The organism is Paraneptunicella aestuarii (assembly GCF_019900845.1).
Taxonomy (GTDB): Bacteria; Pseudomonadota; Gammaproteobacteria; order Enterobacterales; family Alteromonadaceae; genus Paraneptunicella; species Paraneptunicella aestuarii.
The window spans coordinates 2,946,972-2,971,772 of record NZ_CP074570.1 but is presented as its reverse complement, the minus strand read 5'-3'; the positions used below and the strand labels follow the sequence as shown (position 1 = coordinate 2,971,772).

Genomic DNA, 24,801 nt, shown 5'->3' with positions numbered 1-24,801 from the left:
AAACTCGCCGTAAATCCATCCATGGAGGCTTCATTTAGATATCCAGGTTTTCCAGAGCATCTTGCAATTGTGGGTATTTAAAATGAAAGCCCGATTTTTGTAACTTTTCAGGGATCACTTGTTGGCTTTGAGTGAGGAGTTCCGACATTTCACCGAACAAGAATTTTAAGACTAGTGTTGGTGTTGTAAAAAAGGTTGGGCGAGCAAGGCGTTTGCCCAGTTTTTGTGTGAATTCTTTATTGGTGACTGGGTAGGGAGCGGTCAGGTTATAAGCACCATTGCAGTTATCCTGATGCAACAAAAACAGAATACCTGCCACCATGTCATCAATGTGGATCCAGGGCATAAAATGACGACCATTACCTATTTTGCCACCTAATCCCAGCTTGAATGGCAGTAAGAGTTTGCTTAATGCGCCGCCTTTATCTGACAGCACAATGCCTGTTCGAAGCAGGCAAACACGGGTTTGCAGTGAGTCTGCACTCATGGCGATGTTTTCCCATTCGGCACAAAGGCGATGGCTGAAATCTTGCCGAAAAGGTTCAATATCTTCTGTAATGGGAATATCAAGCTGTTTACCGTAGTAGCCCACAGCTGAACCACTGATAAACACAGATGGAGGGGTTTTACTGGCTTTCAGTAAATCAACCAAAGACTGAGTGGTGTTCCAACGGCTGGCTTCAATGCGATTTTTCTGCTTTGTACTCCAGCGTTTTTCAGCGATAGGCTCGCCTGCCAGGTTCACTACGGCGTTGAAGTGGTTGAGATTACTAAGTTGGTTAAGTGATGAAATATAGTGATGATGGGAGCCGAGTTTCTTCTTGGCTAAGTCGGTATTCCGGGTTAATGCGGTTATACTGTGGCCTTCCTGTTCCAGACGATGCACCAGTGCCGAACCAATTAATCCTGTGGCTCCTGTAATTAGCAGATGCATCGTATTACCTCTATTAAACTGTAATGTGGACAGAAATATCGCTGCCCAAATTGTGTTTAATTCGGGGCGCTTTACCTCTTACAACTTAAGCACAAGGATACGGAATCTGCAAAACGAAGCGCATGAGGCTTATCAACTTCCACTTCAGCATAGGTGACCCAAGGGTGTTCTGAGGCAATGCTAAGAATGTCGGAAGTCAATTTTTCCAAAAGGGAGAAGCGGTTGTTCTCAACCAGAGATATGATTTTTTTTGTGATAGTGCGGTAATTTAGCGCGTCTTGCATTTCGTCACTGTTCACTGCACTTTCTGCCGGGTAGTGGATTGTGACGTTAACCACCACATCTTGTTTGTTGTTTATTTCTTCATCCTTGATACCAATATAGGTGCGCAAGCGAAGATTTTTTATTCTAATTGTGGCCTGGTTTAGCTGCATGAATCGAGTTCCTGTCTAGGTGCTTATTATCTGTCTGGTTTGCGTTTGCAACCAAACTTGAATCTGTTACTTTTGCCCAACACACAATAATGAGTTATTGCACATGGAAGCTAAATTTACTGCATCGACCAAAGTTCTCATCGTTTTGGCCTCGATGGTTATTGTACTTGCCGGAATAAAAACTGCCAGCACCATTGTCGTTCCATTTCTGTTATCGATTTTTATCGCAATGGCATGTACGCCAATTATTCAATGGGCGACCCGGTACAAAGTGCCTAAAGGCATTTCCATTCTGCTGGTTATTTTTCTGATCGTTATCTTTGGCTTTATGTTGGCTGGGCTTGTGGGTCAGTCCATGAATGAATTCTCTGCCAAAATGCCACTTTACAAGCAACAACTAACGAATCAGTTTTTGTGGGCTGCGGAGAAGCTGGCTGCCTTTAATATCGTACTCGACAAGCAGCAGTTGTTGTCTTATCTCGATCCGGGTATTGCTATGGGAATGGCAACTAATCTTTTGTCAGGATTGAGCGGGGTACTAACTAACTTCTTGCTGATTTTGCTGACTGTGATTTTCATGCTGTTTGAAGCTGATTCAATACCGAAGAAAATCCATATCGCTTTGGATGATCCACAGATGAAAATGCGCCAAATCGACAAGGTGTTGTTGTCGGTGAAAAACTATCTGGTGATTAAAACGGTTGTGAGTTTGTTCACCGGTTTGGTGATTGGTTTGTGGCTGTATTTCCTTGGCCTGGATCACTTCCTGTTGTGGGGAGTGCTAGCGTTTCTGTTTAACTATATTCCTAATATCGGTTCGATTATTGCGGCTGTGCCTGCGGTGTTGTTGGCGATTGTGCAATTAAGCTTGCCGGAAGCCGGTTTGGTGGCGTTAGGTTATGTAGTGGTGAATACCGTTATGGGAAATGTGATTGAGCCTAAATATATGGGGCGTGGTTTGGGGCTTTCCACATTAGTGGTCTTTCTTTCCTTGATATTTTGGGGTTGGCTGTTGGGTACGGTCGGTATGCTACTTTCTGTGCCTTTGACCATGATTGTCAAGATTATGCTTGAATCTCGTCAGGATACACTATGGCTGGCTCAACTATTGGCAGATGACAAGATGGACGAGGTTGTTAATCCGAAAAGTAACTAGTGAATAGGAAATATAATGCGCACTTCTACGCCGGAAGCTCTTCCATCTTTGGCTGAATAATTGTCGATACTGATTTTTCCTTGATGATATTCGGCGATGATTTTCGCGATATATAAACCGATACCCAGATGAGGCGCTGTAGAATGCGCCTCTTTTCTTACCGAAACCATTGAATCAAACAATTGATGCTGCATGTCGCTGGGTAACGGAGCGCCAACATTGATAATTCGTAATATGAGCTGATTGGCTTGTTGTTGCAGTTTAAAATTAATAGTTTCTTCTTTCGGGCTGAATTCGGTGGCATTAGCCGTGATCTTATCCAGCATTTGCACAAACAGATCCGGCGAACCTTTTAATGTTGCTTTGGGGTAGTCAGATTGCAAATCAAAGTGATTTTCAGGGTAGGCCAGTTGGTAACCCAACAAGCAGCCTTGTAGAAGTTCATGCAGATTAAATGTTTCGGTATCGGTGCTCTGTAATGCGTTTTCCAACCGAGACGCTTCACTCATTTTGTTCAATATTTGGCTAAGGCGAGCTATGCCCTCCTGTGCTCTGTTTACATAGGCTTGAGAGGTTTCTGATTGAGGTTGCATGGCAAGGTTTTCCATTGAGGACTTGACGATGGCAACCGGGGTTCTCAGCTCGTGAGAGAGTCGCGAAGCCATATTTTCAAGGTAGTAATGATATTGGCTCAGCTTGCCTAATACATTATGGAAAGTCCTCGACAAGTCACCAATTTCATCCTGGGTTTTGGAAAGCGGAATATTGCCGATAATTTTGCCGTTATGGTCGATAGCGGCTTCGGTTTGATTGCGCAGATTACGAATACGAAAAGACATACGCGAAGCGAACAGAAATAGCACGATAGTGCCGGAAAACATGACCGCGAGAATGACGTTAAACAGCTTTTCCAACGCTTTGTTTCTTAAGGTGCGAATGCCATGAGTGGTTTGTTCAACCACAACCGCGCCCATTACGGTTCCATCAATCCAGATGGGATGAGTGGCTGAAAGGATCACAGCTTTGTTGTCAGGCGTCAGTCGCCAAAGCGCATCGGGCTTTCCGGTTAGCGCACTTTCAATATCTTTGCCTTCTAAGGCATAGGCGTCTTGTAATTCATCTATGAACTCGGATGGTGGTTTGGTGAGTATTTTGTAGTACAGAGGCAGTAGCCATTCTTGCTCGATATACTGCCATCCATTTTGCCACCATTGAGGGTCAGAAGCTGTGTTGTCTCTCAATGTTGTGTTCATACCTGTGGATTGCAATATATCACCAGAACGCGCCATGACTCGCCGATGTTTATCTAATACCCAAATACGAGCACCAGAGTATTGCAAGCCTTTGATGATCTTCTCTATTTCAGGCGAAGGAACCAATAACGTGCCGAGGGAGTCTGGTTGATTGGGGTTGGCTGTACCAATGCGTAAGATTTGATTTTCCAGTGCGCTGTTATTTGGAGCACCCTGATCAATGTTTTCATCCACATCGACAATGGCAAAGGCGATATTATCCGCCAGCATGTTGAGTGGAATTCTGATCTCAATGTTATAACCACTCCCTGAGTTATCTCTACCCGGAATGTGATTACGCCAATGTCCTTGAATACGGGGCTCAGGTTTTTGCGGACGATTCGATTCGAGATTATCGGTAAGTTCGTAGGTGTTTAGCCAGCCTGGTTGATAGTTGGCGACAATATAACGTTTGAACTCGCCTTCAGGTGTGGTGAGTGCAATATAGAGATGATCATTCAGGTCGATTCTTAAATTATTGCGAGGGCGCATTTTTATGTAATCGTCGTGTACCTCAAAATAGGCGTAAAGATAATCCCCGTAAATGCCAATCATATGGGTGAAGTTAAGGTCTTCGGCGCGATAGTTTGCAACGTCATCCAACAGGTATTTAGCGTCGTAATGAACCGCTAAATGGCGATAATCGAACCAGTCCTGCAAGCGACCATCCAGTTGTATTGGGTCGATGATCTGATGGGCGTACAAGTCTGTTCCGGGTTTAACATCGGTGAGGTAACTGGCTTGCTTGTTAAATAGAGTGGGGCGTTCGTGCAGAGCCGTTGCGACGGCTCTGGCCGTGCCTACCAGTGTTTGTTCCTGACCCACTCGCAAATAACTTTCCAACTCCCAAACGTATTGGTAGCCAAGCCAGGGGATGGCAAACAGGAAGAGTGATAAAAACAGCAGCTTGAGCCGTATACCGATGCGAAATGTCACAATGGATCTCTATTCATTTAAAGCCTAAACGCTGCGCTTCCAACGGTAGCCCATACCGTACACGGTTTCGATGGAATCAAATTCAGGATCCAGTTGCATGAACTTTTTACGAATGCGTTTAATGTGCGAGGTGATGGTGGTGTCATCCACGACCATGCGCGATTCATCCATGAGTTGCTGGCGGCTTTTAACATGCCCTGCATATTTGGCAATGGCGTGAAGCATCCAGAATTCGGTTACGGTGAGTTCAATCGGTTGTTCTTGCCAGTTCACTGTCATGCGGTTGCTGTCCATTCTCAGCTTGCCTTGCTGCACTATGTCTTCTTGGTGTTCCGGGGTTAACAATAATTCTGAACGTCGGAATAGCGCGGCTATTCTGGCAATAAGGTGTGGCAGGCTGATGTCTTTGGTTAGGTAATCATCAGCGCCCATGCGTAAGCCACAAATGGTATCGAAATCGTTATCTCTGGCAGTGAAGAAGATAATAGGGAGAGTTTTGGATAATCCTCTTAATTGCTGACACAAGGCAAAGCCGCCGTCTATTTCATTCTGTAGGCCAATATCAATAATGGCTAAGTCCGGCAGTCGTTGACTAAACGCGCTTTCTGCTGAAGGTCGGTCGGCAAAGCTTAATACGGTATAACCTTGACGTTGCAGCGCTGCGGTATAGTTTTCCCGAATGGCCGGATCGTCTTCAATTAATGCGATGCGTTTAGACATGGATGAACTGAGCCCTTGATTAATATTGGTTCCTGTATTGCGAATGGTTAACTAAAAAAGCCTGCGATGCCAGCAATAACTAGCTGTTCTGCGCAATTTCCATTTTCTTGCCACATTTGATCTGCACATTGCCATTTTGTTTCCCGTTTCACGTCATTTCCGGGCTGTTTAATAACCCTGAGCTCGGGATACGTAACAATCTTCCAGCACCGTTACTCCGCACCTCAGTATCCCGAGCTCAGGGTGCTGAGGTTTTTATTACATAACTGTTCCAAATCATCAGTTACCTACAGAAATTGGTGAGCAGACCCTCAGCCGCAGGGAAGCGGCTGTGGAGCCTCAATGGATTTCTTTCTTAAATAAAGAGACGGCGAGTCTGCGATCAATTTCTGTAGGCGACTTGCAGTTATGTGCACTTACTTTGAACAAGAAAACGCAGAAATAATTGGATATTGTGGAGACTTAACAAATGAAAAAAACATCTTTATCAATCAGCTTGGCAAGCTTGATCACTGGGTTGGCATTTTGTGGTCAACTTGCTGCTGCTCCCACTGAAACTCAGGATGAGACGACTTCTTCTCATCGCGGCATTATTGGCTTAAGTTCCGGGTTAGCCATTGGAGCCGTTGTTGCTGGCCCGATTGGCGCGATGGTGGCGGGTATTACTGGAGTGTTAATTGCCGAGGATGCTGATAATAAGGAAGAGAAAGATTTGCTTATTAGTCATCTGGAACAGCGACAACAAGAGCTGGATGCGTTGTTGACTCGATATCAGGCGCTTTTAGCGAAAAACGAGCTCTATGAAGCGGAAAATGAGCTTTATAAAGAAGCGTTGGTGAAGCAGGAGTCGAACGTTGAACTGATGCCGCTAGAGAGCAATATTCAATTTACATCGGCGTCGTATCAGTTATTGCCACACTACAAAGACAGTTTGGGCAAATTAGCCGAGCAGCTTAGACAACAACCACAGCTTAAGATAACGCTTCAGGGCTATGCCGATCGCAGGGGAGAGTCTGATTACAATCAGGGGTTATCGGAGCAAAGAGCGCAATCGGTCAGGGCTTTTTTAATCGCTCATGGCGTACAAGAGAAACAAATTGAAACGGTAAGCTACGGTGAAGAACAACCGATTGTGCAGAGCCAGAACTGGGAGAACGACTTCTTCGATCGTCGCGTTTTATTGCGAGTTTATAATCCGGACAAAGTCATGACGGCTTCACAGTAAATCATCTCCTGAATTATTTTAATTTGAGTGATAAGGGAAAACTTAACCTCATATATGGCAGCAAACCTGTCCCTGTTATCAAAAAAATGCATTCTTGCAATACGGGAGGAGACCATATATGAGGTTATATACAAGGATGTGAAGCTTAATTCTTCTGACAAGTGCTATTTAGAAAGCGGAAATTCCATCGTGATCACAGCACCACCTAACATGCCGTTGTCGATAAGTAATCGTCCTTCATAAGCTGAAACCAAATCGGAAACCACCGCCATACCAATGCCTTGTCCGCTTTCGTAGCTGTCGAGGCGTTTTCCTCGTTCTATCAATAGTTGTCGTTTGTCTTCCGGGATCCCGGGGCCATCATCAGCGACACAAATCGATAATTGTGAATCGGTACGTTTGGCTTCAATGATGACTTTACTTTCTGCGGCTTTGCAGGCGTTATCAACCAGATTACCCAGCATTTCCATTAAATCGGTTTCATCCCCAAAGAAGCCAATGTCTTTTGTTATATTGAGTTCAAAATCAATATCTTTGTCCCGATAGACTTTACTCATCGCTGAGCACAATTTTTGCGCAATAGGACGGATCAGGGTTTTCTGATTCCAACGGCTTCCAGTGCCAGCAACGGCTCGTTTTAATTGTCGTTGAATGATGTTGTTGATCTGTTCAACGGGTTCTCGACCTTGAGCGGGAAGGTCGGGCAAACCGGAAAGTACGGCAAGGGGAGTTTTAAGGCTATGAGCCAGATCGCCCAAGCTGTTTTTATAGCGTTGGCGCTGGTTTTCTTCCGTGTTGAGCAAATGATTCAAATTGGATTTCAGTTTTTCCAGTTCCGTGGGGTATTGGTCTGTGATTCTATTGGCGTTGCCTTTTTCGATACGAAGAATCTCATTGACTAATCGGCCAATTGGTCGTAGCGCGGTTTGCAGGGTGAAATACAGTAATGTCAGCAATATGATGGAAATAATGCCCAGCCAATACCATAGGGTGGTACGAAAATGCATGACTTCGGCATCGAAGCTACGCTTATCTTGAAACACGTGAAAATTAAAAGTTCTAAATTCTTCACCATTAGAAAATTCGGCTGTATAGGTATGAAGAAAGAAAGTACGGCTATTTTGTTGGATTTGAATGAATTGATCTTCGCCTACCGCTGGTAAACTCGGAACCATGGGAACTGGCCAATTCATGGATGAAAGGGATTTCCAGATAACGGTATTGCCATGGGTGATAATGCCATATAAGCCGGATTCTGGCAGATTGAATTGACCATTAATAATTAATTCCGGCATGTTGGAAATATTACCAATGATCTCAAATTCTGAAATCAATGTGAGAGTTTGTACCCTCATTCTTTCCAGCATGGCATGAGATAAACTGCCCACATAAGCGCGTTCAAGCGCATAGGCAATCATGGGAATAAACAACAACAGCGCTAAAAGCGCTGCTGAAAAAATACGAATTTTTAATGATAGACGTTTCATAAGTGCCTATTCATTCTATAACCTCTGCCTCGTAAAGTCTCGATGGGCTTGTATTGGTTTTCCGGGTCGAGTTTTTTACGTAATCGCCCAACAAATACTTCGATAACGTTACTATCCAGATCAAAATCCTGATCGTAAATATGCTCGGTTAGTTCTGTTTTGGAAATGATCTTTTTAGGATTCATTAACAGGTATTCCAGCACTTTATATTCGTAAGCGGTGAGATCCATAATTTCATCATTAACGGTGACTTCTTGAGACACGGTATCCAGAGAAATAGGCCCAATAGTGATTTTAGGGCTTGCTTGACCAGAAGCTCGTCTTATCAGTGCATTGATACGGGCAAGTAGTTCCTCTTCCTGAAATGGCTTGGTCAGGTAGTCATCAGCACCTGCTTCTAAACCTTCTACTTTTTCTTGCCAGCGGTCACGAGCCGTGAGAAGTAAAATAGGGGTGGTGATATTGTCTTTTCTAACCTGACGAATGAGCTCAAAACCATCCAGTAACGGTAGCCCTACATCCACAATCGCGGCGTCGTACGGATACTCTTGCATCAGGAATTTGGCTTTTTGTCCATCGTCAGCGAGGTCGACACTATAACCTTGCTGTTGCATGAGTTGATCAAGTTGGGTCAATAATCGGCTGTCGTCTTCAACTATTAATAATCTCATTTATGACCTTCTTTACATTGGCTTAAGCGGTGTTTGTATTTGGACGGTACGTTTGATCTCGACAGTGACAACGCGTCCTGATTTTTGCAGTAGTTTAACTTTATATATTGTTTGCAGTTGTTCAACTTTTAATATTCGTCCCTGAACTTTCAGTTTAGCTTTGCGTGCGGCTTGTGCTTTGTTATCCGCATAATCATCGTTGGTATCTTGCTGTTGCCAGGCAAATACCGAGAGAGTGGTTAGCAAAGAGATGATGAATATTAGATTACGCATTCAACGCTAATCTCAAAAAGACTCGGGGAAGCTGAAATTGGATTGATATCATATTGATGGTTTTGCCGTTTTGCTATCCATTCTGCTATTTCGAATAACTTCAATAAAGTAGGCATTGGTTTCGCACTGTCATAATAGTCTTATTCGCAGCCTATGCCTTGCTTGATACAAATTAACAAGCCTATTTGTGAGTCACTGAATCATAACTGAATTACGGCTGAGATAACCTTGAATATCATTGTTCGATTAAGTCGTTTTGTATGTTCGAGCTCAAAATGTGCCTAAATATCTCATCTTTTCGACATGTTTTTATCTGCTTTCTTATGAGGTTAAAGTGATATAAATATTTGGGCTTTATTTTCACTTCTGTTTTTCTTTTCATTTTTTATTAAAAGCCCGTGATATTAACTATTTAAAGGTGGTTTCACGGGGTTGTTTTTCTTTGCTTTATAATCAATTAGTTACATATGCTTATTAATGTTTATTTGAGTGTATCATTTGCAAATATCTCATTTGGTAATAAAAAATACACGAATGTTATTAATAGGTGTTGTAAGGAAAAATAAATTGTCTATATTCAGTGGGTTTGCTTTTTGGGATGCGGGGATAAATTATGTCAAACGGTTCAGGGGTTTACATTCATGTTCTTAGGGAAATTCTGACCAATAAGAACAGGGATGGCCAAGCGATCACTTTTAAACGCACTTTATGGAGGCTGCTGAAATGGCTGGTCGTCACAATATTGGTGTTGTTTCTTTTGTCTTCATTTTATGTTTACGTCGTTAAATGGGCTGAAAGTCGCGATGATTTACAGGATCGCGGTGCAAAAGGTATTGAAAATGGTTGGTTAGGTGAAACATACGCAACGCCGTTATATCTGGAGCAAGGTTGGTCTGCCTCTGATAGCCTCTGGTTTTACAACACAACACAAGGTTCGGGCTTAATGCCCTATGACTTTTTTGTTTCTTTGGAACAGGAAGGTTCAGAAACGCTGGTCACTGACTCTTCTTTTATTGATCACTTCCGTTATTTGCCTCAACACGCCAGTAAGTTTAACCCGGACGGATTACCCGTGGGTTTTGTTCGAGATGAATATCAGGGCGGCGACTATGTCGGTTTTACTTGCGCGGCATGTCATACCGGTCAGGTGAACTATTCTGGCCAGGCGCTACGTATTGATGGCGGCCCCAGTATGGCGGATATGGTAGGTTTGCTTCATGCGCTGGAAAGAGCGATGGACGAAACCCTGAAAGATTCTGCCAAACAAAAACGTTTTATTGACAGAGTGTTGGCTCGCAACAACGATTTTGATACGCCAGATGAAGTGATTGTCGGGCTGACCAAGTGGGCCAATGTTGTCGAGTTATATAACACTGTTAATCATGTGAAAAAGAGCAGTCGTTATGGATATGCTCGTCTTGATGCCTTTGGTCGCATTTATAATCGTGTATTGCAGCATGTGATCAATAGTGAGCAAGCGGCGGGCATATTGTCTTCGGTGGTTGGTGCAACGGGTGAAAGAATCCTGACTGACGCTGAGATAAAGAATGTTTTGGCTGGCATGAATAAGACCATCATGAACGATGATCAGTTTTATTTGCTGGTTTCCCGATTGCAATCAAAAGAACCGGGAATGCCTGGGTTAAATCAACGAGACATGCTGCGTGTTCGTAATGCATTTTTCAATGAACCTGATGCGCCTGTCAGTTATCCCTTTCTTTGGGATATTGCGCAATCGGATTACGTTCAGTGGAATGGCTTGGCTAATAACGCTGGTTTGGGGCCTTTAGGTCGAAATACCGGAGAAGTCATAGGTGTGTTCGGCATACTGGATTGGAAAGAATCTGATGCGGGTTTTAACCTTGGTGCTTACCTCAGCGGGCAGCAACGCAAGCAAAACAAGATGGTGTTTGACTCATCTATCGACCTGCATAATTTGGGTTTGCTGGAATCTCGTTTAAAGAGTTTGCAATCGCCGTTATGGGTTGATGCGGCCGAAAAACTGGCACAACAAGGTGTCGATGTTTCAGATTGGGCGATAGATGCCGAGAAAGCCGATAAAGGTAGATTGCTATATCAGGAATATTGTCAGGCTTGTCACGAAGTGATCCAGCGAGATAACTGGGATCGTTTAATGGTGGCGAAAATGTCCAAGCTGGAAGCGATTGGCACGGATCCTAAAATGGCAATGAACAGCGTTACCTATAAAGGCTATTCCGGTAATTTTGAAGACACCTTGCAAAGTGTCGATGTTGGCGGCGATGTGGTGATTGAAGAGTATGCTCCTGTGGTACAAATTCTGACATCGGCGACAAAGGGTGTGGTGGCGACCCCTGATCCTGACAAAAACTGGTTAGAGAGTTTGCTGGATTGGATATACACCTTGTTCATGTCTTTCACTGAAAACAAGATTAAACCCAGTTTGAAAGCCGGTAATTACGAGCCTGATACCACCGCAAATCCTTATAACTCCTTACTTGCCTATAAGGCGCGTTCCTTAAATGGTATCTGGGCAACCGCACCTTATTTACATAATGGTTCAGTACCTACCTTGTACGACTTATTGTTGCCTGTGAAACGTGAAGGCGATCCTGATGATGGTGAATACAGACCGGATTCTTTCAAAGTAGGTAAACGCGAGTTTGATCCTGTTAAAGTCGGCTTTGTATACGAAAACTTTGATGGATTTGAATTCAACACTGCCAATGAAGGGAACTCAAATTGGGGGCATGAATATGCTGCCGGTAAAACCGCGCAGCCTAGTGGAGAAGTTCTTCCAGCTTTAGATAAACAAGAACGTTTGGAACTGCTTGAGTTCCTGAAAACATTGTAAGGAGTAGCGAAGAATGACTGACTACCTGGCGGAGTATGATGCCACTCCTGACGATCAAAAATATCCTCTTGTACGTAAGTGGATGAAGTCGGAACCTTTGCCTTTCTTTGCGCAACTGCGTAAAGAGCGGCCTATCTTGGTGACGCCAGAATGTACTCTGGTGTCACGTTTTGGCGATATCACTAATTTGCTGAAAATGCCTAAGGTGTTCACAGTTAATTTGTACAAGTCAAAGATGGGAGTCACCGATACTGAAGAAGGGTATTTGATGGCGCACGATGATGATGCGTTGCACTATCGGGAAAAATCCTTGATGCAAGGCATGTTAAATCGTGAAGATTTGCCAGGTATCCGCAAGCTCATTGCACAAACCTGTGAAGAGGTACTTGCCAGTAAAAATGGCAAGATCGAAGTGGTTAATGAATATACTCGTTATGTGCCTGCGGTATTGGTGAGAGACTATTTTGGTCTGGATGGTGCAGAGATAAAGGATCTCTTGCGCTGGTCTTTATGGAATCAATATGACGCTTTTCACAACCAGCCTTTTGATTTGAACTCCCCGGAGCTAAGCAAACATATTACTGACGAACACAACAAGGCGTCGGCAGAACTGGGTAAATACATTGCGAAGCTAGTGGGTAGAAAGTTGGTGTCGATAAAGCTTGATGCTTTGAAGCACAAATTTTTGGGGGTGTTTTATTTATTCCGATTGGTTTACGAATATTTAAAAAACGGCAAACCTGATGTCATGAAAGATGACATAGCGACACGGATCTTAAAATCCAGTTTTGATGATGATGTTAAGTTTGATGTATTGCGTAAAGGCATCAATATTGGTGGCTTGTTGATAGGTGCCATTGAAACCACATCACAAGCCGTTGCCCAGGCGCTTCAGTTCTTCATTCAACAGCCTGATAAGCTTGCGGAACTGAAAAAAAACGCTGCATTGGAAGATACCTATTTGTTTGATGCGATGGTGTGGGAAGCGTTGCGTTTTGTGCCAATAAGCCCTTATATGTTCCGTCAGGCTTCTATTGATACCAGTATTGCCAAAGGCACCGAATACGAAACCAAGGTGAAAGCCGGAACCAATGTTCTGTTGCTAACCCAGTCGGCAATGTTCGATGAATATGCTTACGAGAACCCAACCGAATTTAATCCAAACCGAAATTGGTATCATCATTTTAATTTTGGTTTTGGCTCTCATGAATGTATGGGGAAATATGTCGGGATGGTGATGATCCCTGAAATGGTGAGACATATTGTTCAATTGCCTGAGCTGGAAGAGCAAGCGCCGATTGATTACAAGAATGGCCCATTTCCTGAAGAATATTGCTTAACCTGGAAGGTATAGATCTATAGGCTAAACAAGCAAAAGGGGCGTAAGCCCCTTTCTTGAAGTCCACCTGGCATTGACTGAGGGGTCGTTGAAGTAAAGCGTTGTCCAAAACACTCTATATCAAGCCTTTGCGGTGGTAGCAGTTTCGTCCAAATTACCGCTAAACTGTTGGGTTCTCACAATGTGCGTATACCGTAAACTTCTTGTTGTAGGTATAGATATGCACTGACAGTGGGATCCCTTGTAACTGGTTCCAGAATTCTTTTTTCGCCGTTGACGGACAAATCGCCTGACGCAAGTAATTCTTTTGATCGCTTTGGTTCATATCCAAACGACTTGGAATTTGAATATAAGCGTTAATAGTGCCGTTAATTGCCTCTGCACCTTTATAGTACCAACCGCCTGCTGCGAAATTGGTGTAAAAGCTGGAATTAACTGCTTTAATTGCCGATTCTGATACAGGTGCTGTGCTGGAATAAGCAAACTTTTCAGCAGCATTGCTTTGAATGCAGCCAGTTAACATGGTACTTGCCAAAACAACAGTACCTATTACAACCCCTTTCAGGTTTTTCAGTAATTGTGTTGAATTGCTCATTGTTTGAATCCCATGTTCGCTGATGCTTAGGGTATCGGCGCAAAGGATTTTTACTAAAGCTTCTGCTTAGATCCTTGTTGAATAATTTGTTTGGTATTGAAGGAAAATATTCTTAAAGAATTTTAGCGTTCTGACGGGCAGGGGATATTTGACAAAAATCGGGCATTAATTGGAAGTTAAGAGATTAAAATCCATCAGTATGGGATAGAACACATCCCTGTGTTCCAAGCATAGTGCTCGTTACTTTGTTATTTTCTTCTTACTGTTTGATTAAAAGTTTCTAATCTCAACAGTGTTTAAATTAAATTCAAACTTATTGATTTTACCGCATTGGGCCATATGGTTTTGAGACGCATAGGGCGTACCGGATTGAGCGATGTTGTTTTCCCAGCCCTGGCCATTTTTCACATAGGCTTTCAATTCAAACCAGCCATTGACGGTTTTACTGCAATCCATATCAACATCTAACATCCAGTAATGCTGACCCCAAATGTTAAGTGGCTCTTCACCATAACCATCAACGGCAACGGTTTTAAGTGCTCCCCAGCTTGAAGGCCAAAGGTTAGTTGTCCAATCCAACGCAGTGCCTTCAGCGGATGCGCTTTGACCTGCTTCTACACCATACCAATCAAGGTAATCATCATTAGCCTTCCAAGGCGCTGTGGTAGCATTGCGAAGGTTGTTATGAACGATGGGTAAAGCGCATTCAAAATTGGTAGTTTGACAATTTCTGCCAAGATTATTGTTGGCGTAGGTATGGTCGATACCGCCACGGATAAACATATCCTGACCCGATTGCGTTTGTGCCTGAATGAAGATCACCGTACGTTGCCAGTCTCCTGCTGGTGGAGGTGTAACGCCTCCTTCAATTTTTGCTCCCTGATGAATAGCCATAGCATCCCAGGAAGGAACATTCAGGTTGATGGTGCCATTGGCATTAACAGTGATGACTTCACCGGTACAGGATTGACCATCAGCGGCTAATTCACCTTTTAGAACGTTACAGTATTGACCCGCTGCCATAGAGGTTTGTACAGTGCTGGTCATGCTGTAGGATTCTTTGTTAATGGCAACATGGCCTGAACTGCCGCGACCGTATGAAATCTGGTTGTTACCGTTATCCCACCAGTTAGTTGTTGTCCAGTTATCGTTGACGTTATTTCTAAAATCAACCGCTCCAGCAATGTATGACCATCTATGCTCGCATTTCCAGTTGCTACCGAAACACTCCAGGGTTCCGCCATTATGCACGGGTACGCTTGGGCCACCGGCATCAGTATTTCCATTGTAGTTATAGCTGGACATGACTTTCGGGTAGCCATAAGGCCAGGAAAGCATAAAGACGTTAGCTAAATCGTAAAGACGGCCATCTTCAAAAGTGATAACACTACCACCGCCACCATGACCGCGTTGGTTATCGTGATTATCGACAAATACCACAGCAGAACTGGAGGGCAGGAAGCCCCATGCTTCACCAAAGTTGCTTAACCAGGATAATTGACCATTGCGGAAGGTGTCGCCGAGTTTGGTGGAGTATTTAAACTCAGTGACCAGACCACTGCTGGTGTATTCGCCCGAGGTGATAACTTCACCACCTTGATCGATGACTTCCTGAAACAGGAACGGCGTGCCATTGACTTTCGCCATAACGCCTTGAATGTCTGTGACCGACATATGCTTGGAAGCATCAAAACGAAAACCATCCACGCCAATGTTCAATAAGTCATTGAGATAGTTGGCAAGGGTGGTTTGTACATAGTTATCACTGGTATTGAGATCGGGCAGTCCTACCAACTCACAGTTTTGTACGCGCCATCTGTCGCTACCGTAATCTCCGGGGTTAATGGTACAAGTACCGTGAAAATCCTGAGGGCTGTAATTGGGATAGCTTTTGCTGCCGAAATTGCTACCGTTAGTGCCAGTACCACTTCCTGCAGCCATGTGGTTAATCACTGCGTCAGCATAGATTTTAACGCCAGCGGTATTACAACGATTTACCATGTCGATAAATTGAGCTCTTGTACCACCACGGCTTTCCAGGGCATAACTCACAGGTTGGTAGCGTGTCCACCATTGAGAACCTTGTATATGTTCATTAGGAGGGGAAACCTGCACTGCGGCATATCCTTTAGGGCCAAGAAACTGCTCACACTCTTGAGCGACATCCTGCCAGCTCCATTCAAATAAATGTACAAAAGTTGTGGGTTGTGCAACCGCAAATGCCTGCGAAGACATCAGCATACCTACACCAGCTGCAACAGCTGATAAACGTTGTTTCATTGTCCGCTCCTGTTTTGAGTACGTCTTGATTAAAGAATGTATATAAATGTTATGGGTACAGGGTGTTACAAACCGTTAACACTTCGTTAACGGTTGAGTAGATATCAACCCAAAAGGATTATCAAATTGAATACGTATGCAGGTTTATGAATATAAGATGGTTAGAAATAGGAAGTGTTGAATAACAAGGTGCCTATTGTAGACACCTTGTTTTGAGGATTATTGTTTCTGAGTCTTTTTTGCTTCTTCTATCGACTCTTTCGCTAACTGCTTCATTTTTGCCATATTCTTAGCCATCCATTCTTGCATTACGGCCATGGATTTTTGTGCGGCGATAGGAGACTTGATAAGAAACGCTTTGCCAATTGGGGAATCATAAAAAGCGATGAGACCACGCAATTCTTCTTCTGAATACACTTCTGCATAGACAGAAAACATAGGTTTCATCAGTTCATCCCAGCTCAACATGCCATCAAGAGCTTGCTGTAATTGGGGTGATAAATCGCTTTCCATTTGTGTCTGCATTTGGTCTTTCATCATACCCATTACCATTTCGTATTGATAACGGGCGTCAGAAACTTCGATGAGTTGCTCAACCAATTGGTATTTGGTTTCCAGAGATTCTGCGAATGTGGAAGAGCTGAAAGATAAGACTGCGGCCAGTGTAATAATGATTTTTTTCATTCCATTTCCCTTATAACGATTAAATGATCGAGGTGACAATGTATCACAGTATCTTCTGACTATCCTTTCCTGACTATCTATTCCTACAATGCTTTGACGCATCCATTGAATCGTTCAGAAAGCTAAACAAAAGTGATAAGTCAAACTAGCCAACCTCTCGAAGCCAGAGTGTAATGGCTTCGAAAAGGACTGGCAATAACTCAATTTGGAATACAATTTTGAAAACGATAGGCTAAACAATTGCTCTAAATCACCAGCCATCTACATACCTGTTCCAAACTATCAGTCACCTGTAGAGAATTAGGAGCAAACCCTCAGCCGCAGGGATGCGGCTGTGGAGCCTACATGGAAGTATCCACGGCGAGTTTGCGATAAATCTCTATGGGTGACTGACAATTAAACACAGCTATTTAGAGAGAATTATGAGCAGACCCTCCGTCGCAGGGAAGCGACGGTGGAGCCTCCATGGACGGATTAACGGCGAGTCTGCGATTAATTTCTGTAGATGACTCGTAACTAATCACAACTAATTTAGGGCAATACCACTTTATAAGGCTTAACCGTTGAGCGAGCGTAGACGCCCGCAGCAATGTAAGGGTCGGCATCCGCCCAGCTTTGCGCGTCTTCCAGGCTGCTAAATTCAGCAATCACCAATGAACCAGTGAAGCCAGCTTCTGGTGCATCACCGCTATCCACTGCAGGTAATGGCCCCGCCGCCAATAATCGACCTTGTTGCTTTAACAACTGCAAGCGTTCCAAATGAGCAGGACGAGCCTGTTTTCTCAGTGGTAAGCTGTTTTCCACATCTTCTGAATAAATCATGTAATACATGGTTGTTTATCCTTATCTTTAGCCTTTTTGCGTAGCGGCTTTCATATCGGCAATGAAATTGCCTAGCTCAGATAACATAGCTTGTTGATCATCAAGGTGTTGCTCAATGATTTTCACTGTCGCTGAACCGGAGATCGCGCCTGCTGCGCCCGCAGCAATGGCTGCTTTTACCTGTTCCGGTTTGGAGATACCAAAACCAATAATCGGCGGTGCAACATTTAAGGCTTCCAATCGTTGTACCAGTTCACCCGCTGGCATTTCTGCTGCGGTTTCTGTCCCTGTTACACCGGCACGCCCCAGTAAATAGGTATAGCCTTCACTGTGTTCAGCGATGGCTTGTAAGGTTTCTTCACTGGCATTGGGCGGAGCGATCAATATTTGTTTGATATTGTGCTTTTTCGCTGCCGCTCTAAACGGAGCGCCTTCTCGTACCGGAACGTCGGCAATCAGAATTGAATCAACACCAGCTTTCGCTGCTTGTTCGTAAAAATGATCAATGCCCTTAGCCATTACCAGGTTGCTATACAGCAGCAAGCCAATAGGCGTGTCGGGATGATTTACACGAATTTGAGCGATGATGTTTAAGCAATCACTCGGCGTTACCTTTTGTTCCAGAGCGCGAATGCTGGCCTTTTGCAGCGTTGGGCCATCAGCAATAGGGTCGGAGAAGGGAATACCCAGTTCCAACGCATCCGCACCACTGGTGATCATCTTATCGACAATCGCGAGTGAGGTTTCAATATCCGGATCACCAAGAGTAACAAAGGGCACAAAAGCGCCTTGATTCAGCTCATTTAAACGAGCGAACATAGCTTGATATCTATCCATTTCCTTATTCTCCCTTAGCGCTGGTAATACGATCGCCGATGATGTCATAGACGTGAGCAAGATCTTTGTCGCCACGCCCAGACAGGTTCACCACGATAACTGTGCCATCTTCTGCTTCATCCGCCATGTTCAGCGCATGGGCAAGCGCGTGTGAAGATTCCAGAGCAGGAATAATACCTTCTTTTTGTGCCAGTAGCTGGAAAGCATTCAAGGCTTCGTCATCGTTAATGGCAACATATTCCGCGCGACCAATATCATGCAAATAGGCATGTTGTGGGCCAACCGCAGGGTAATCCAAACCGGCAGAGACAGAATAAGATTCTTCAATTTGGCCTTCTTTGTCTTGCATGATGTAGCTATAAGTACCGTGCAATATGCCTTTGCTACCTGTGCAAATCGCTGCGCCATGCTCACCAGTGTGAATACCTTTACCGCCGGGCTCGACGCCAACTAAACGGACACTCGGTTCGTCGATGAAATCGGCAAACATGCCGATGGCATTGGAGCCGCCGCCGACACAGGCGACGACAGCATCAGGCAAACGGCCTTCCTGTTCCAGTATTTGCGCTCGCGTTTCTTCACCAATCATACGGTGGAATTCTCTGACGATAGTTGGGAATGGGTGAGGGCCCGCGGCTGTGCCTAATAGATAATGAGTATCTTCATAGCTGGCGGACCAGTCTCTCATGGCTTCATTTACCGCGTCTTTTAGCGTGCCTGAACCTGAATCAACCGGAATCACTTCTGCACCCATTAAACGCATTCTAAATACGTTTGGAGCCTGGCGTTCAACGTCTTTGGCGCCCATGTAAATACGCGCTTTTAAGCCTAATAATGCACAAGCTAAAGCTGTGGCTGTACCATGTTGACCTGCGCCGGTTTCAGCAATAACGTACTTTTTACCCATACGCTTGGTTAGCAGGGCTTGCCCCAATACCTGATTGGTTTTGTGCGCGCCGCCATGTAATAAGTCTTCACGTTTCAGGTAAAGCTTCACATTAGGATTACTGACCAGATTACGGGTTTTAGTCAATGCCGTTGGGCGACCTGCATAGTTTTTCAATAGTGATAAAAACTCAGCCTGAAATTCAGGATCAGCCTGTGCGGCAATAAACTCCTGCTCTAATTGATCCAGAGCCGGGATAAGCAATTCCGGTACGTACATGCCACCGAAATCACCAAATTTACTTTCTAACTTATTCATTAATACTTCAACCAATCCTAATATTCTCTCAGTGCAGCAAATGCACTACTCAATAATTCTTCATCTTTGATGCCCGGAGCGCTTTCAACACCTGAATTGATGTCGATACAGGCAACACCGCTGGCGGCTGCCGTTGCAATGTTGCTGGGGCGTAATCCACCAGCCAGAATCAGGTGGCTCTTGTCGGCTAAGGTGTCTAACAAACGCCAATCGAAGCTCTTGCCTGTGCCGCCACTTTGGTCATCGGTTTGGCAATCTAACAGGAAGTAATCCACGTCAGTTTCATCCATTGCCGGTAGCTTGTTTGTTACGCCTTTTGCTTTCCAAATTTCACAGTTCATCGGTAATGCGCCGCGTAGGCGAATGATGTATTCCTGATCTTCATTACCGTGCAGTTGTACGGCAACCAGATTCAAGGCTTTAGCGTGATCCACTACCAGTGAAATATCTTCATCCACGAACACGCCGACATAACGATGCGGGCAAGCCTGAGTGATGGCTTGAGCTGTTGCCAGGTCGATCTTTCGTTTGGAAACATCAGCAAAGATTAAACCTAAATACGTAGCGCCTTTCGCTTTTGCCACTAATGCATCCTGTTCACGGGTAATACCGCATACTTTGACTTTGCCATGAACTAGCTCGGTAACCGCTTGCGGCAAGTCTTTTTGCGCCATTAGTGAACTACCGACTAAAAAGCCATCCACTAAAGGAGACAGTCTGCGTACGTCCTGATTAGTATAGATGCCTGATTCTGAAATCAGCAGGCAATCTGCATGATCTGGTGTTGATAACAGAGGAGCAAGTTGTTCGGTTGTTGCCAGATCGGTGCTCAGGTCGCGCAAGTTACGGTTATTGATACCGATCATATTAGCGCCCAGTTTTAATGCTCGTTGCGCTTCGGCGACATTGCTCACTTCTGTTAGAACATCCAGATTTAACTCTTTGGCTATTTCTGCCATTTCTACGAACTCTTCGTCGGTGAGTACAGACAACATAAGCAGAATCGCATCGGCATTATAATAACGAGCCAGATAAACCTGATAGGGGTCGATAAAGATGTCTTTGTTTAATACCGGTTGTTCTACTCGGTCGGTAACGTATTTCAAGTAGTCGAAACTGCCCTGGAAGTATTTCTCGTCAGTGAGCACGGAAATAGCGCTGGCGTGTGGGGTGTAAGCTGCCAGGATCTCATCCAGATCGAAATTCTCACGAATTAGCCCTTTGGATGGTGAGGCTTTCTTACATTCCAGAATAAATCCAGCATGAGGCTCCGCCAAAGCGCAATAGAGACTTTTCTCCGAAGGTGTCAGGTTTTTCTTCACTTCCTCCAGAGGAAGTTTTTCTTTCATGCCAATGAGTTCCAGACGCTTATCAATAACGATTTTTTCCAGCGTATTGACCTTCGGGATCCATTGGTTATTGGCTACAGGTGGCTGTTGGCTCAACTCGGCACACTGTTTAATGGTTTCGAAAGGTTTGCCTTGAGCCAGGCTATCCAGGGCCATTTGCGCACCTTCGGCAAAGGTTTCTGCTTTGCCACACAGTTTCAATAATGCACCGGCATTGGCGGCAATACTGTCACGGTGAGCCTTAATGCCACGGCCTTGCAGTACATCGCCGATCATGGCTTTGTTTTCAGCCGGTTCACCGCCACGAATGGCATCCAGTGGATGTGAAGACAAGCCGAAATCTTTCGCCGTTAAACGATAGTATTTAATTTCGTCGCCATCGACTTCGGCGACTTCGGTATCGCCGTGCAGTGAGATTTCATCCAAACCACTACCATGAACTACCATGGCATGCTTGTAACCCAGTAATTGCAGGGTTTTCGCATAAGGCTCGATTAATTCTGGCAGGTAAACCCCGGTAATAATATGAGTGGGGTGAGCCGGGTTAACCAAGGGGCCTAACAGATTGAATATGGTACGGGTTTTTAAGGCCGTACGCACTTTCATGGCGTGCTGAATGCCGGCATGGTAATTCGGTGCATACAAAAAGCAGAAGTTACTTTCATCCAGGCAACGGCGCGCCACATCGGCTGGCATGGTCAGGTTCAAACCATATTCCCAGAACAGGTCGGCTGCACCCGATTTGCTGGACACGCTGCGGTTACCATGTTTGGCAACGTGAACACCACAACTGGCGGCAACAATGGCCGCAGCAGAGGAAACGTTAATGGTGTTTTGACCGTCGCCCCCTGTGCCAACGATATCGGCGAAGGGATAGTCCGGGCGCGGAATGTGCGCGGCATTTTCTATCAGTGCAGCGGCTGCGCCAGCAATTTCTTCGGGAGTTTCACCACGCATTTTTAGTGCTGTTAGCATAGAAGTGAGAATAATGTCATTCACTTCGCCTTTAACAACAGCGGTAAAAAAGGTCTGACTTTCAGCCTGGCTAAGCGTTCCACCTTGAAAAACTTTATGCAAAAGTGAGATTAGATCAGCCGTCATAGTGCTCTCCTGGTTAGATATTCGATGCTTTGATGTAGTAGTTGACTACCCATTGCGGTAAGAATGGATTCCGGGTGAAATTGGAATCCCAACATGTTGTCTTGTTCGTGGTATACCGCCATGGGAATACCGTCATATTCAGCAATAACCTGTAAATTGTCGGGCATGGTTGTCGCCATCAACGAGTGATAACGAGCGACGGGGAAGGGATTAGGTAAATTGCTGAACATCTTGTCACCACAGTGTTTTACGGGTGATGATTTACCGTGTACTGCCACTGGGGCTCGTCCAATGGTTCCACCATAGTGTTGAGTGATCGCTTGATGCCCCAAACAAATACCCAATACCGGGAATTTCCCTTGAACCTTGTTTAACAGTTCCAGCATACACCCGGCTGAGTCGGGATTACCTGGGCCGGGAGATAATAACAGTAAGGTATCTTTGCCTTGCGATTGCATGAATTGCAAAACCTTGTCGGCAGACACGCTATTACGATAAACCGTCAGCTGCATGCCCATTGCGCGTAGCTCGTCGACCAGGTTATAGGTAAATGAGTCAAAGTTATCCAGAAGTACGATGTTATATGTGCTCATCTTTACGCTCCCTTTGTCTGTGCAGCCAAGTGAGACTGCATAATAGCGCTGAGCACGGCTTGTGCCTTGCCGCGAGTTTCATCGGCTTCGCTTTGAGGGATTGAATCGTAGACCACACCGGCTCCTGCTTGAACGTAAGCTGTGCCGTTACTGACAAAGGCGGAGCGGATAACAATACAGGTGTTCATGTCACCTTCGCCAGTTAAAAAGCCAATGGCGCCACCGTAACTGCCTCTACGAACACCTTCGACTTCGCGAATAAGCTGCGCAGCGCTGACTTTGGGCGCTCCTACCAGCGTGCCCATATTCATACAGGCTTGATAGGCATGAAGGCCGTCCAGGTCTGAACGTAACTGACCGACAACGCGAGAAACCAAGTGCATCACATGAGAGTAACGGTCTACTTTGAGCAAATCTTTGACGTGGCGAGTTCCCGGCTCTGATACTCGGGCGATATCGTTACGAGCCAAATCCACTAACATCAAGTGTTCGGCTTTTTCCTTGTCGTCTTCACGCAAGGTTAATTCGATGCGGCTATCCAGATCCGGGTCTATGCTGCCATCGGCTCGTTTGCCTCTTGGACGAGTACCGGCAATCGGATATACCTCGACCTGATTGCTTTTGTGTTCATATTTCACGGCAGATTCTGGTGACGCACCGAAAATACAAAAATCGTCGTCCTGCATGAAGAACATATAAGGACTGGGATTGCTGAGTTTCAACTGAGCATAGGCCAAATAGGGATCCGGGCAGGGCAGGCTAAAGGTACGTGAAGGCACTACCTGAAAAATATCGCCCGCCAGAATGTTTTCTCTCAGTCTAATCACATCCTGACAGTATTCTTCATCGCTTTTATCTACCTGTAAATCAGGATTGGTGATGGCTGCCGGGATGCTTGAGTCTGTGCTTGGCGCAGGTGCAGTTTCGGATAAGGTTTTCTTTATCACTTCCAGCCGCTGACTGATAGCAAAGTAATTATTGGCAACATTCTCGCCACTAAACACACTGCCTACCATTTCTGAGGATTTCTTTTGATGGTCGATATGAATTAGGGTTTCAGCGAGATAAAACACATAATCAGGGCAATGGTTTTTGCCATTGGGAACGCTGGGAAGTTGCTCAAAGGTGGCGAATAAGTCATAGGCAAATGCGCCGCCGACGAAGATAGCCAGAGAATGCTCCCGGATAGGCGTTAACTTTTGTTGAACAACTCGCAAAGCATCGAATACAGACGGGGCTTTTAGCTTGCTGTCTTCATCCAAATCCGGATCCGGTGTCGGGAAATTTAGAGTGAGTTTATTACTCTCAGACTCTAAAACGAAATCGTTTAATTCGCTATGCAACAGCGCCAGAACAGGCTGACCATTTTCGCTTAGTGCATGGACTGTAACCTGTTGACCTTCACAGATCAGTTTCACTGCTGCATCAACCAAAATCATACTGTTGATGCCGTCTTTACTTTCAATTTCCGCTGATTCCAATAGCAAACTATTGGGCTTTTGATGGCAAAGACGCTGATAGGCTGCTAATGGGTCATCAATATAATCACAGGTGAGTCGAATACTTTCGACCTTTCCCGGGGCTTTACTTAACTCAGCTAAACTCATCTAGGTTACTCTACTGTGTTGACTAAATTTCAGCGGGTAATCCGTTGGTTAAAAACAAAAAACCCGCCTTGCTAGCGGGTTTTTGACAAAATTGATCCAATAGAAAGCATCACAACCCGCGTATTAAGGGATGTGCCACCACCAATTTGTATTGTTCATGGAATATTTCATCAATCTTGCCTGCTTATTCTTTCACTTTTTTTTCAGATGCTTCTTTTCTGATTGAAAGAACTCTGATGGAAAGAACGTTTTTAATTCTTTGTTTGCTGTTGTCGTTAGGAAACCATCTCTGCAAAACCCGTAATTTTAAGCTTGGTGTTGCAGGAAGTTCGCCAACTATAACAACTTTTCACAAACTGGCAATATCTAACACGTTTGTGGTCATATTATTACCATTCGCGACCTGTTACGCCCTATAGGGGATAATAA

20 protein-coding genes and 1 pseudogene are annotated in these 24,801 nt (G+C 44.7%); 4 read left to right on the top strand and 17 right to left on the bottom strand.

Translation table 11 applies throughout. The annotated features are described in order from the left end of the window. Positions 1 to 34: 34 nt before the first annotated feature. On the bottom strand, positions 35 to 934 hold the full coding sequence (locus KIH87_RS11535) for a TIGR01777 family oxidoreductase (protein WP_232358020.1): 900 nt from the start codon (positions 932 to 934) through the stop codon (positions 35 to 37). 71 nt (positions 935 to 1,005) lie between these two features. Then, positions 1,006 to 1,368 carry a dihydroneopterin triphosphate 2'-epimerase gene (gene folX, locus KIH87_RS11530; protein ID WP_232358019.1) on the bottom strand — a complete coding sequence of 121 codons (363 nt, stop codon included), beginning with the start codon at positions 1,366 to 1,368 and terminating at the stop codon, positions 1,006 to 1,008. Between the two features lie 103 nt (positions 1,369 to 1,471). On the opposite strand from folX, the gene KIH87_RS11525 reads away from it, so the two are divergent. Further along, complete coding sequence (locus KIH87_RS11525) at positions 1,472 to 2,524, top strand: AI-2E family transporter (RefSeq protein WP_232358018.1); 1,053 nt, start codon at positions 1,472 to 1,474, stop codon at positions 2,522 to 2,524. On the opposite strand, the gene pdsS is transcribed toward KIH87_RS11525, so the two are convergent. Together pdsS and pdsR are read right to left on the bottom strand one after the other, a co-directional pair. Further along, positions 2,521 to 4,752: a proteobacterial dedicated sortase system histidine kinase gene (gene pdsS / locus KIH87_RS11520; RefSeq protein ID WP_232358017.1), complete on the bottom strand. Its 2,232-nt coding sequence runs from the start codon at positions 4,750 to 4,752 to the stop codon at positions 2,521 to 2,523. The two genes, KIH87_RS11525 and pdsS, sit on opposite strands and share 4 nt — an antisense overlap. 24 nt (positions 4,753 to 4,776) lie before the next feature. After that, entirely contained in the window at positions 4,777 to 5,472 is a 696-nt protein-coding gene (gene pdsR / locus KIH87_RS11515; RefSeq protein ID WP_232358016.1) for a proteobacterial dedicated sortase system response regulator, read from the bottom strand. Between the two features lie 469 nt (positions 5,473 to 5,941). Between pdsR and pdsO the strand changes: the two genes are divergently transcribed. Continuing rightward, a complete protein-coding gene (pdsO, locus tag KIH87_RS11510) occupies positions 5,942 to 6,697 on the top strand; it encodes a sortase-associated OmpA-like protein PdsO (RefSeq protein WP_232358015.1) in 756 nt (251 codons plus the stop codon). Between the two features lie 164 nt (positions 6,698 to 6,861). On the opposite strand, the gene KIH87_RS11505 is transcribed toward pdsO, so the two are convergent. From KIH87_RS11505 to KIH87_RS11495, 3 genes are read right to left on the bottom strand one after another with little or no spacing between them, the layout of a single operon-like run. Next, entirely contained in the window at positions 6,862 to 8,184 is a 1,323-nt protein-coding gene (locus KIH87_RS11505) for an ATP-binding protein (RefSeq protein ID WP_232358014.1), read from the bottom strand. Then, positions 8,181 to 8,855, bottom strand: coding sequence for a response regulator transcription factor (locus KIH87_RS11500; RefSeq protein WP_232358013.1), 675 nt, complete (start codon positions 8,853 to 8,855; stop codon positions 8,181 to 8,183). Before KIH87_RS11500 ends, KIH87_RS11505 begins: the two co-directional genes overlap by 4 nt. A 12-nt stretch (positions 8,856 to 8,867) precedes the next feature. Further along, entirely contained in the window at positions 8,868 to 9,128 is a 261-nt protein-coding gene (locus KIH87_RS11495; protein ID WP_232358012.1) for a PepSY domain-containing protein, read from the bottom strand. Positions 9,129 to 9,741: 613 nt separating this feature from the next. On the opposite strand from KIH87_RS11495, the gene KIH87_RS11490 reads away from it, so the two are divergent. Beyond that, complete coding sequence (locus KIH87_RS11490; RefSeq protein WP_232358011.1) at positions 9,742 to 11,961, top strand: di-heme-cytochrome C peroxidase; 2,220 nt, start codon at positions 9,742 to 9,744, stop codon at positions 11,959 to 11,961. A 13-nt stretch (positions 11,962 to 11,974) separates the two neighbouring features. Further along, positions 11,975 to 13,315, top strand: coding sequence for a cytochrome P450 (locus KIH87_RS11485; RefSeq protein WP_232358010.1), 1,341 nt, complete (start codon positions 11,975 to 11,977; stop codon positions 13,313 to 13,315). 145 nt (positions 13,316 to 13,460) lie between these two features. Here KIH87_RS11485 and KIH87_RS11480 read toward each other — a convergent pair whose 3' ends face one another. From KIH87_RS11480 to KIH87_RS11435, 10 genes and pseudogenes are all read right to left on the bottom strand, one after another. Beyond that, a complete protein-coding gene (locus KIH87_RS11480) occupies positions 13,461 to 13,895 on the bottom strand; it encodes a hypothetical protein (RefSeq protein ID WP_232358009.1) in 435 nt (144 codons plus the stop codon). Positions 13,896 to 14,165: 270 nt separating this feature from the next. Next, positions 14,166 to 16,136: an alpha-amylase gene (locus tag KIH87_RS11475; RefSeq protein WP_232361473.1), complete on the bottom strand. Its 1,971-nt coding sequence runs from the start codon at positions 16,134 to 16,136 to the stop codon at positions 14,166 to 14,168. A gap of 258 nt (positions 16,137 to 16,394) precedes the next feature. Then, positions 16,395 to 16,859 (bottom strand): DUF2059 domain-containing protein, encoded by a 465-nt coding sequence (locus tag KIH87_RS11470; RefSeq protein ID WP_232358008.1) that lies wholly within the window; start codon positions 16,857 to 16,859, stop codon positions 16,395 to 16,397. Positions 16,860 to 17,390: 531 nt separating this feature from the next. Then, positions 17,391 to 17,690 (bottom strand): YciI family protein, encoded by a 300-nt coding sequence (locus tag KIH87_RS11465; RefSeq protein ID WP_232358007.1) that lies wholly within the window; start codon positions 17,688 to 17,690, stop codon positions 17,391 to 17,393. A gap of 18 nt (positions 17,691 to 17,708) precedes the next feature. After that, positions 17,709 to 18,518: a tryptophan synthase subunit alpha gene (gene trpA / locus KIH87_RS11460; protein ID WP_232358006.1), complete on the bottom strand. Its 810-nt coding sequence runs from the start codon at positions 18,516 to 18,518 to the stop codon at positions 17,709 to 17,711. A 4-nt stretch (positions 18,519 to 18,522) separates the two neighbouring features. Then, positions 18,523 to 19,722, bottom strand: a complete 1,200-nt coding sequence (gene trpB, locus KIH87_RS11455) for a tryptophan synthase subunit beta (RefSeq protein WP_232358005.1) — start codon at positions 19,720 to 19,722, stop codon at positions 18,523 to 18,525. A gap of 17 nt (positions 19,723 to 19,739) precedes the next feature. Next, entirely contained in the window at positions 19,740 to 21,071 is a 1,332-nt protein-coding gene (gene trpCF / locus KIH87_RS11450; protein WP_232361472.1) for a bifunctional indole-3-glycerol-phosphate synthase TrpC/phosphoribosylanthranilate isomerase TrpF, read from the bottom strand. 87 nt (positions 21,072 to 21,158) lie between these two features. Next, a pseudogene (gene trpD, locus KIH87_RS11445) lies at positions 21,159 to 22,172 on the bottom strand (anthranilate phosphoribosyltransferase); the annotation flags it as partial. Next, on the bottom strand, positions 22,169 to 22,765 hold the full coding sequence (locus KIH87_RS11440) for an aminodeoxychorismate/anthranilate synthase component II (RefSeq protein WP_232358004.1): 597 nt from the start codon (positions 22,763 to 22,765) through the stop codon (positions 22,169 to 22,171). The gene KIH87_RS11440 and the pseudogene trpD, both read right to left, overlap by 4 nt. A gap of 2 nt (positions 22,766 to 22,767) precedes the next feature. Continuing rightward, entirely contained in the window at positions 22,768 to 24,372 is a 1,605-nt protein-coding gene (locus KIH87_RS11435) for an anthranilate synthase component 1 (RefSeq protein WP_232358003.1), read from the bottom strand. Positions 24,373 to 24,801: the final 429 nt, after the last annotated feature.